Genomic DNA, 8,472 nt, shown 5'->3' with positions numbered 1-8,472 from the left:
CGCTGGCCATGGCGCACTCCACCGGCACCCTGTACAACATGCCGCCGCCCACGCAAGGCCTGGTGTCGCTGCTGATCCTGGGCCAGCTCGACCGCCTGTTCGATGCCGCCAGCATGACACCCGACAACGCGGCCTATGTGCACGCCTGCGTCGAAGCCACCAAGCAGGCCTTTGCCATCCGCGACAGCCTGATCACCGACCCCGCGTGGATGAAGCAGGACCCACAGGCGCTGCTGGCGCCCGAGGCGCTGGATGCGATGGCCGCCAACATCCGCCCGCTGCAGGCGCAGGCCTGGCCCGGCGGCCAGGGCCCGGGCGACACGGTGTGGATGGGCGTGATCGACCGCGACGGCGTGGCGGTGAGCTTCATCCAGAGCATCTACCACGAGTTCGGCAGCGGCATCGTGCTGCCCGAGTCGGGTGTCAACTGGCAGAACCGCGGCTGCAGCTTCTCGCTGGACCCGGCGGCGCTGAACCCCCTGACGCCGGGCCGCAAGCCCTTCCACACGCTGAACCCGGCACTGGCGCAGCTGAACGACGGCCGCACGCTGGTCTACGGCAACATGGGCGGCGACGGCCAGCCGCAATCGCAGAGCGCGGTGTTCAGCCGCATCGTGCACTTCGGCCTCAATCCGCAGGCCGCCATCAGCGCGCCGCGCTGGCTGCTGGGCCGCACCTGGGGGCAGGAGAGCGAATCGCTGAAGCTGGAGAGCCGCTTTCCGCCCGAGACGGTGCAGGCGCTGCTGGACGCTGGCCACGAGGTGGAGGTCTACGACGATTTCGACGAGACCATGGGCCATGCCGGCGCCATCCTGCGCAGTGCGCAAGGCACGTTCGAAGGCGGCAGCGATCCGCGCAGCGACGGGGCGGCGCTGGGCTGGTAGTGCTGCGGTCCGGCGTGCGGCTGCTTTTCAGAGCGGCCGCGTGGCCGGGGACACGGCCAGATCCTGCCAGGGCTCCAACTGGGTGACGTAGTCGGCATCCAGCGGCATGTACCGGAAGATGCGGTTGCTCTTGAAGATCTTGAAGCGATCGAACTTGCGGGACCGGAAGATGCCGCGGTGGATGCGGATCAGCTCGCTGTAGCGGTCGCCCACGAATTCGCGGTGCACGTCGGTGAAGGGCAGGATGCGCTCTGCCAAGTCCGATGCGCCTTCGGACTCATAGCGTTGCCGAAAGTCGCGCAGCGCGCCGAACTGGTCCTGGCAGATCACCTGGATCGCCGTCTCCGGAAAGCCGTAGTGGGCGCACCACATCACATGCCAGCCTGTGCGGGCCTCGTTGACGCAGTCGAAGGCGCGCTGGGTCAACAGGAAGGCGTCCGACTCCACATGGACGATCTTGTCGGCACCGAAATGCTCGGCCAGATCCAGCGACTTGAAGAAGCTGCGCCACCAGCCGGGGTAGTGGTCGACACGGGGTCGCCCCAGCCGCTCGGCAAAGCGGTACAGCAGCAGGCCGTCGCAGCGGGCTGGCAGCGCGGCATCGTCGCCGGCCAGGCACAGGCCAGGCACCTCGGGAACATGGCTCGCACCGTCGTCGATCATCACCAGGACGTCGGCCTGCAGACGGCCCTGCTGGTAGTAACGCAGCCAGCGCTGGTAGCGCTCTTCCCAGGCGCGCGGGCTGTCGATGTAGCTGGTGCAGAACAAGAGAGTGGTCATGGCGAACGAGTCTCGCGGGCCGCAAGGGCAAGCATTGTGGAGGCTGTGTGGCTGAAGGCCGAGCCCGCAGCGCGGCAATGATCCATGGCTCGTGCGCCCGGTGCGTCATCCGCGGGCGATGAGCACCGAACAGAGGCGTTGAAGGCACCAAAGGCAACCCGTTCGGCGCTTCAGTGGCGCAAATCACCCGCCGTGACCAGGCACAGCCCTTGCGTTGTTTCAGGCAAGGGAAGCGGTCTGGCGATCGCTACTGAATGGTGGCTAGGGTTCCGGCCGGGCAGTGCAAGCCTGGTGTCTGGTCCAAGAGCCATCGGCCTCAAGCACCCATGCGCGGCATGACGGTGCTCAGGCTCCACGGCGGGACAAAAGCCCGGGAGGTTCACTTCGTTTGCGAGGTGGCTTCCCGACGTTTTCAAGCAGCCCTTGCCCTGGAGCCTTCCATGCGACCCCTCTTCCGTTCCGCTGCCCGTGGCCTGCGCGCCGCGCTGGCCGTTGCCCTTGTTGCCACCGGCCTGGGCCACGCCCTGCCGGCCGCCGCCGAAGTCAAGGTGGGGGTCTCCGACTGGCCGGGCTGGGTGGCCTGGTACGTGGCCGAGCAAAAGGGCTTCTTCAAGAAGCACGGCGCCGACGTCAAGCTGGTCTGGTTCGCCAACTACACCGATTCCATCAGCGCGCTGTCTTCGGGCCAGCTCGATGCCAATTCGCAGACCTGGTCCGACACGCTGGGTCCTTTGGCCAAAGGCCTGCCGCTCAAGGCCATCCTGGTCAACGACAACTCGGCCGGCAACGACGCGCTGCTGGTCAGCCCGAAGATCAAGTCCTTCGCCGAGCTGAAGGGCAAGTCGGTGGCGCTGGAGCAGTACAGCATCTCGCACTTCGTGCTGGCCACCGCGCTGGCCAAGAACGGCATGAAGCCGTCCGACGTCAAGATCACCAACCTGTCGGCCGGTGACGCGGCCGCCGCCTTCATGGCCGGCCGGGTGGACGCCGCGGTGGTGTGGAACCCCTGGATCGACCAGATCACCAAGAGTGGCAAGGGCCGCGCGCTGTTCACCTCCAAGGACATGCCGGGCCTGGTACCCGACCTGCTGGTGGCCCAGGAAAAGGCGATCGCCACCAAGCGCAAAGACCTGGTGGGCATGATCAAGGCCTGGATGGACACCGAGAAGTTCATCCGCGAGCAGCCGGCCGAGGCCGCCCGCATCATGAGCAAGGTGGTGAGCCTGAAGCCCGAGGAATACCAGGTCTTCATGCCCGGCACCCGCTTCTTCGATGCAGCGGCCAACCAGGCCGCACTGGCCGGCAGCGGCCCCGATTCGCTGGCCGCGGTGGCGCCCACCATCGCCGGCTTTCTGCTGCAGCACAAGCTGATCGACGGCAAGCCCGAGGCCGCCAAGGGCATCGACGCCAGCCTGCTGGCCGAAGCGCTGAAGTAAGCGGGAGCCTGCGATGACGACGCAGACGATGCGTGGCGCCGCAGCGCCGGCGCAGGGCACGGTGCCGCCCGCGATGCCGGTCATCGCGCCCCCGGTGCCCACGCTGCTGCCCGAGCCGCGGCCCTGGTGGGGCGTGCGCACGCCAATCCCGCGCACCCGCGCGCTGGTGCTGGTGGCGCTGGGCCTGTTGCTGCCGCTGCTGGGCTGGATGGCGCTGGCCGCCAGCGGCTGGGTGCAGCCGGTGTTCATGCCCGGCCCAGGCGCGGTGCTGCAGCGCATGGCCGACTGGTGGGCCGACGGCCTGCTGGAAGACGTGGCCATCAGCACCTTGCGGGTGGTCTCCGGCTGGGCCTTGTCGGCCTTGATCGCGCTGCCGCTGGGGCTGCTGATCGGCAGCTTTCGCACGGTGCAGGCGCTGCTGGAGCCGCTGACCGACTTCATCCGCTACATGCCGGCGGTGGCCTTCATTCCGCTGGTCATGGTGTGGGTGGGCATCGACGAGGGCGCCAAGGTGGCCATCATCTTCATCGGCACCTTCTTCCAGATGGTGCTGATGGTGGCCGAAGACGTGCGCCGCGTGCCGGCCGCGCAGATCGAGGCGGCGCAGACCCTGGGCGCCACCCGCGGCGAGATCATCCAGCAGGTGCTGGTGCCCTCGGCCAAGCCGGCGCTGCTGGACACGCTGCGCGTGACCATGGGCTGGGCCTGGACCTACCTGGTGGTGGCCGAACTGGTGGCCGCCAGCTCGGGCCTGGGCTTCGCCATCCTGAAGGCGCAGCGCTTTTTGCAGACCGACAAGATCTTCGGCGGCATCCTGCTGATCGGCCTCATCGGCCTGGCGATCGACCAGCTGATGCGGCTGGCCCACCGCAAGGCCTTCGGCTACCTCTACCTGCGGCGCTGAGCATGAGCACATCACCCAAGATCCGCGTGCAGGGGTTGTGGAAGCACTTCGGCGCCACCGTGGCGCTGCAGGACGTGAACCTGGACATCGAAGAGAACGCCTTCGTCACGCTGGTGGGTGCCTCGGGCTGCGGCAAGAGCACGCTGCTGCGCACGCTGGCCGGGCTGGAGCACCGCAGCGCCGGCACGCTGCTGTGCGACGGCCAGCCCATCGAGGGCCCGGGCGCCGACCGCGCGATGGTGTTCCAGCACTACAGCCTGTACCCGTGGCTGACGGTGCTGGAGAACATCCGCTTCAGCCGCCAGCTGAAGGTGCACACGCAGGACCGCACCGCCGCTGATGTGGAGGCCGCCGCCGGCCGCGCCGATGCACTGCTGCGCCTGATGGGCCTGACCCACGTGGCCCGCCACTACCCCAGCCAGCTGTCGGGCGGCATGCAGCAGCGGGTGGCCATTGCCCGCGCACTGATGAGCCGGCCGCAGGTGCTGCTGATGGACGAGCCCTTCGGCGCGCTGGACGCGCAGACCCGCGAGGTGATGCACGACCTCATCCTGCACGTGCACCGGCTGGAGCGCAGCACCATCGTCTTCGTCACCCACGACGTGGAAGAAGCGCTGTACCTGGGCCGCCAGGTGGTGCTGATGGCACCACGCCCGGGCCGCATCGACACCGTGTACCAAGTACCACTGCCCGCCGAACGCCAGCAGGACATGAAGCTGGCGCCCGCGTTCAACGAGCTCAAGCGCGAGGTGCTGGCGCGCATACGCGCCACCTCGGGCATGCAGACCGACTTCGAGCTGCTGGCCAAGCTGTCGCAGGCCGGCTCCATCGACCTCACCGAGTGAAGGAAGCAACCGACATGTCTAGTCAAGTTCACCCCCCGGTGCACACCCAGGACAACCCGCCCGCCGAACGGCCGGTGGATGCGCTGCCGCTGTGGCGGCGCTTTGCGCCCGAGCTGCCGGCCGAGCTGGTGGCCTTCAGCGAGATCGTGCCCGGCGGCGCGCACTGGAGCTGGCGGCTGCGCCGCGGCACCGCGCTGCGCTTCGTGGCGCTGGACGAGCGCGTCAATGCCTCGGTGGTGCTGTACGCCGCCCATGACACGCTGGAGCGCTACAACATGCCCGACAGCCTGAAGGCCCAGCACACCGCCCACTACCGCGCCGGCCATGTGCTGATGAGCGACATGGGCCGGGCGATGGCCTCGTTCACGGTCGATACGCTGGGCTGGCACGACCCGCTGGGCGCGCTGCTGGACACGCCGACGATGGAGGCGCGCTACGGCGCCAAGCGCTTCGAGGACCACCGCAACGCGATGCAGCGCAGTGGCCGCGACGGCCTGCTGATCGAGACCGGCAAGCACGGCCTGACGCTGCGCGACCAGATCGCGCCGGTGAACCTGTTCAGCAAGGTGGTGGTGGACGGGCAGGGCCGCTTCGTCTTCGATGCCGAACGCAGCACCAAGGGCGCGCAGTTGGAGCTGCGCATGGACATGGACGTGATCCTGGCGCTGAGCACGGCGCCCCATCCGCTGGACCCGCGCCCCGGTTATGCGCCCGGCCGCCTGGGCATCGCGGCCTGGCGCCGCGGGCCGGCGCCCGCCGACGACCCCTGCCGGCGCTTTCGCCCCGAGACGGCGCGCGCGCTGCACAACAGCGACGTGTTCGCGATCAGCTGAGGACCGACTGCCATGACGACCGACACCCCCATCGAGCTCACCACCCAAGCCACCGCCATGCGCCTGCAGCCCAGCACGCTGCAGCCCGAAGACGCCGTGCTGCGCCACCGCCAGCCTGCCGGCGAGCCCTGGTTCACCGAGCTGCGCGCCGGCCAGACCCTGCGCATCGTCGACCTGGAAGGCAACCAGGCGGTGGACGTGATCTTCTACGCCCGCCACGACGCGGCCGAGCACTACAGCGCCACCGGCACGCTGCTGCGGCAAGGCGGCATCTACCTGACCACCGGCTCGGTGCTGGTGAGCAACCTGGGCCGACCGATGCTGCGCATCGTGGCCGATACCTGCGGCCGCCACGACACCCTGGGCGGCGCCTGCGCGGCCGAGAGCAACACCGTGCGCTATGCGCTGCAGAAGAAGTTCATGCACAGCTGCCGCGACAACTACCTGCTGGCGCTGCAGAACGCCGACGTGGGCCTGGGCAAGCGCGACTTGGTGCCCAACGTCAACTTCTTCATGAACGTGCCGGTGACCGAAGACGGTCAGCTCACCTTCGCCGATGGCGTGAGCGGCCCCGGCAAGTACGTGGAGCTGCGCGCCGAGATGGACCTGTACATGCTGGTGAGCAACTGCCCGCAGCTCAACAACCCCTGCAATGCCTACCACCCCACACCGGTCGAGTTCCTGGTGTGGGACGGGGTTTGAGACGCACCATGTTCGATACCGTCCTCATCGCCAACCGCGGCGCCATCGCCTGCCGCATCCTGCGCACCCTCCAGGCCCTGGGTCTGAAGTCGGTGGCCGTGTACTCCGAGGCCGATGCCGATGCCGCCCATGTGCAGCAGGCCGATCGCGCGGTGTGCATCGGCCCCGCCCCGGCCGCGCAAAGCTACCTGAACGCCGATCGCATCCTGGCCGTCGCGCGCGAGACCGGCGCCGGTGCCATCCATCCCGGCTACGGCTTCTTGAGCGAGAACCCCGACTTCGCCGAAGCCTGCGAGGCCGCGGGCATCGCCTTCATCGGCCCTACCGCGGCGCAAATGCGGGCCTTTGGCCTCAAGCACACCGCGCGGCAACTGGCCCAGGCCCATGGCGTGCCGCTGCTGCCGGGCACCGGCCTGCTGGCCAGCCTGGCCGAGGCCCAGCAGGCGGCCGAGCGCATCGGCTACCCGCTGATGCTCAAGAGCACCGCGGGCGGTGGCGGCATCGGCATGCGGCTGGTGCGCAGCGCGGCCGAGCTGCCGCCCGCCTGGGAAGCGGTGCAGCGCCTGGCCCAGGCCAACTTCAAGGACGCAGGCCTGTACCTGGAGAAGTTCGTCGAGCGGGCGCGCCACATCGAGGTGCAGATCTTCGGCGATGGTCATGGCGAGGTGATCGCGCTGGGCGAGCGCGACTGCAGCGCCCAGCGCCGCCACCAGAAGGTGGTGGAAGAAACCCCGGCGCCGGGCCTGCCCGCCGACACCCGCGCCGCGCTGTGCGAAGCCGCAGTGCGGCTGGCCGCGGCGGTGCAGTACCGCTCGGCCGGCACGGTGGAATTTGTGCTGGATGCCGACGGCGGCGAGTTCTACTTTCTGGAAGTGAACACCCGGCTGCAGGTGGAGCATGGCGTGACCGAGCAGGTCACCGGCATCGACCTGGTGGCCTGGATGGTGCAGCTGGCGCAGCAGGGCCGGCTGGCTTTGCAGGCACCGCAGCCGCAGGGCGCGGCCATCCAGGTGCGCCTGTATGCCGAAGATCCGGCGCGGCAGTTCCAGCCTTCGGCCGGCTTGCTCACCGAGGTGCTTTTCCCGCCCGGCGTGCGGGTGGACACCTGGGTGGCCCGCGGCACCGACGTGCCGCCGCACTACGACCCGATGCTGGCCAAGCTGATCGCCACCGGCCGCGACCGCGCCGAGGCCGTGGCCAGGCTGCAGGCCGCGCTGGCCGACACGCGGCTGGCCGGCATCGCCACCAACCTGGATTACCTGCGCGCGCTCAGCCATGAGCCGGTGTTCACCGAAGGCCGCATCGTCACCGCCACGCTGGGCGGCTTTGCGCCGGTGCCGCGGGCGGTGGAGGTCATGGCCCCCGGCGTGATGACCAGCGTGCAGGACTGGCCCGGCCGCCTGGGCCACTGGGACGTGGGCGTGCCGCCCTCGGGCCCGATGGACGAGCTGGGCCACCGCATCGCCAACTGGCTGGTGGGCAATGCGGCCGATGCCGCCACGCTGGAATGCACGCTGTCCGGCCCCACGCTGCGCTTTCATGCGCCCGCGGTGGTGGCGCTGGGCGGCGCGCCAATGCCGGTGACGCTGGAAGGGCCCGACGGCCGGCAGCCGCTGGCCCCCGGCCGTGCCCATGCGCTGCCGGCCGGTGCGGTGCTGCGCCTGGGCACGCTGGAAGCCGGCGCCCGCAGCTACCTGGCGGTGCGCGGCGGCCTCGACGTGCCGCTGTACCTGGGCAGCCGGTCCACCTTCACGCTGGGCCAGTTCGGCGGCCACGGCGGGCGCACGCTGCGGGCGGGTGATCTGCTGCCGGTGGGGGCTGAGCCGGCAGGTCAGCCGCTGTTCGAGCCCCCGGCCGGGCTGCCGCCCGCGCCCACGCGCGAGTGGCGCATCGGCGTGCTGTACGGGCCGCATGGTGCGCCCGACTTCTTCACGCCGGCCGACATCGCCACCTTCTTTGATGCCGACTGGCAGGTGCACTACAACTCCAGCCGCACCGGCGTGCGGCTGATCGGGCCCAAGCCGCAATGGGCGCGGCCCGATGGCGGCGAGGCCGGGCTGCACCCGTCCAACATCCACGACAACGCCT

8 protein-coding genes and 1 riboswitch are annotated in these 8,472 nt (G+C 69.6%); of the genes, 7 read left to right on the top strand and 1 reads right to left on the bottom strand.

The genetic code is table 11. From position 1 onward, the window contains the following. A partial coding sequence (locus tag ABNT58_RS21730) for a gamma-glutamyltransferase (RefSeq protein ID WP_348755493.1) occupies positions 1–884 on the top strand: 884 nt, incomplete at its 5' end. Positions 885–911: 27 nt separating this feature from the next. Here ABNT58_RS21730 and ABNT58_RS21725 read toward each other — a convergent pair. Beyond that, positions 912–1,664: a hypothetical protein gene (locus ABNT58_RS21725; protein WP_348755492.1), complete on the bottom strand. Its 753-nt coding sequence runs from the start codon at positions 1,662–1,664 to the stop codon at positions 912–914. Positions 1,665–1,914: 250 nt separating this feature from the next. Next, a riboswitch (guanidine-I (ykkC/yxkD leader) is annotated at positions 1,915–2,043 on the top strand. Positions 2,044–2,104: 61 nt separating this feature from the next. Between ABNT58_RS21725 and ABNT58_RS21720 the strand changes: the two genes are divergently transcribed. From ABNT58_RS21720 to ABNT58_RS21695, 6 genes are all read left to right on the top strand, one after another. Further along, complete coding sequence (locus ABNT58_RS21720) at positions 2,105–3,100, top strand: ABC transporter substrate-binding protein (RefSeq protein WP_348755491.1); 996 nt, start codon at positions 2,105–2,107, stop codon at positions 3,098–3,100. Positions 3,101–3,113: 13 nt separating this feature from the next. Then, positions 3,114–4,004 carry an ABC transporter permease gene (locus ABNT58_RS21715; RefSeq protein WP_348755490.1) on the top strand — a complete coding sequence of 297 codons (891 nt, stop codon included), beginning with the start codon at positions 3,114–3,116 and terminating at the stop codon, positions 4,002–4,004. 2 nt (positions 4,005–4,006) lie between these two features. Next, the gene (locus tag ABNT58_RS21710; RefSeq protein WP_348755489.1) at positions 4,007–4,849 is read left to right on the top strand and encodes an ABC transporter ATP-binding protein; all 843 of its coding nucleotides are present in this window, start codon (positions 4,007–4,009) and stop codon (positions 4,847–4,849) included. A 14-nt stretch (positions 4,850–4,863) separates the two neighbouring features. Continuing rightward, on the top strand, positions 4,864–5,682 hold the full coding sequence (locus tag ABNT58_RS21705) for an urea amidolyase associated protein UAAP1 (RefSeq protein ID WP_348755488.1): 819 nt from the start codon (positions 4,864–4,866) through the stop codon (positions 5,680–5,682). Positions 5,683–5,739: 57 nt separating this feature from the next. Further along, the gene (locus tag ABNT58_RS21700) at positions 5,740–6,384 is read left to right on the top strand and encodes an urea amidolyase associated protein UAAP2 (RefSeq protein ID WP_348755494.1); all 645 of its coding nucleotides are present in this window, start codon (positions 5,740–5,742) and stop codon (positions 6,382–6,384) included. An 8-nt stretch (positions 6,385–6,392) separates the two neighbouring features. Beyond that, positions 6,393–8,472 (top strand): biotin carboxylase N-terminal domain-containing protein (locus ABNT58_RS21695; RefSeq protein ID WP_348755487.1); only part of this gene is annotated, 2,080 nt, incomplete at its 3' end.

Source organism: uncultured Aquincola sp. (genome assembly GCF_964001545.1).
In the GTDB taxonomy this organism is placed as follows: Bacteria; Pseudomonadota; Gammaproteobacteria; order Burkholderiales; family Burkholderiaceae_C; genus Aquincola.
This window is presented reverse-complemented; position numbering and strand designations above follow the sequence as displayed.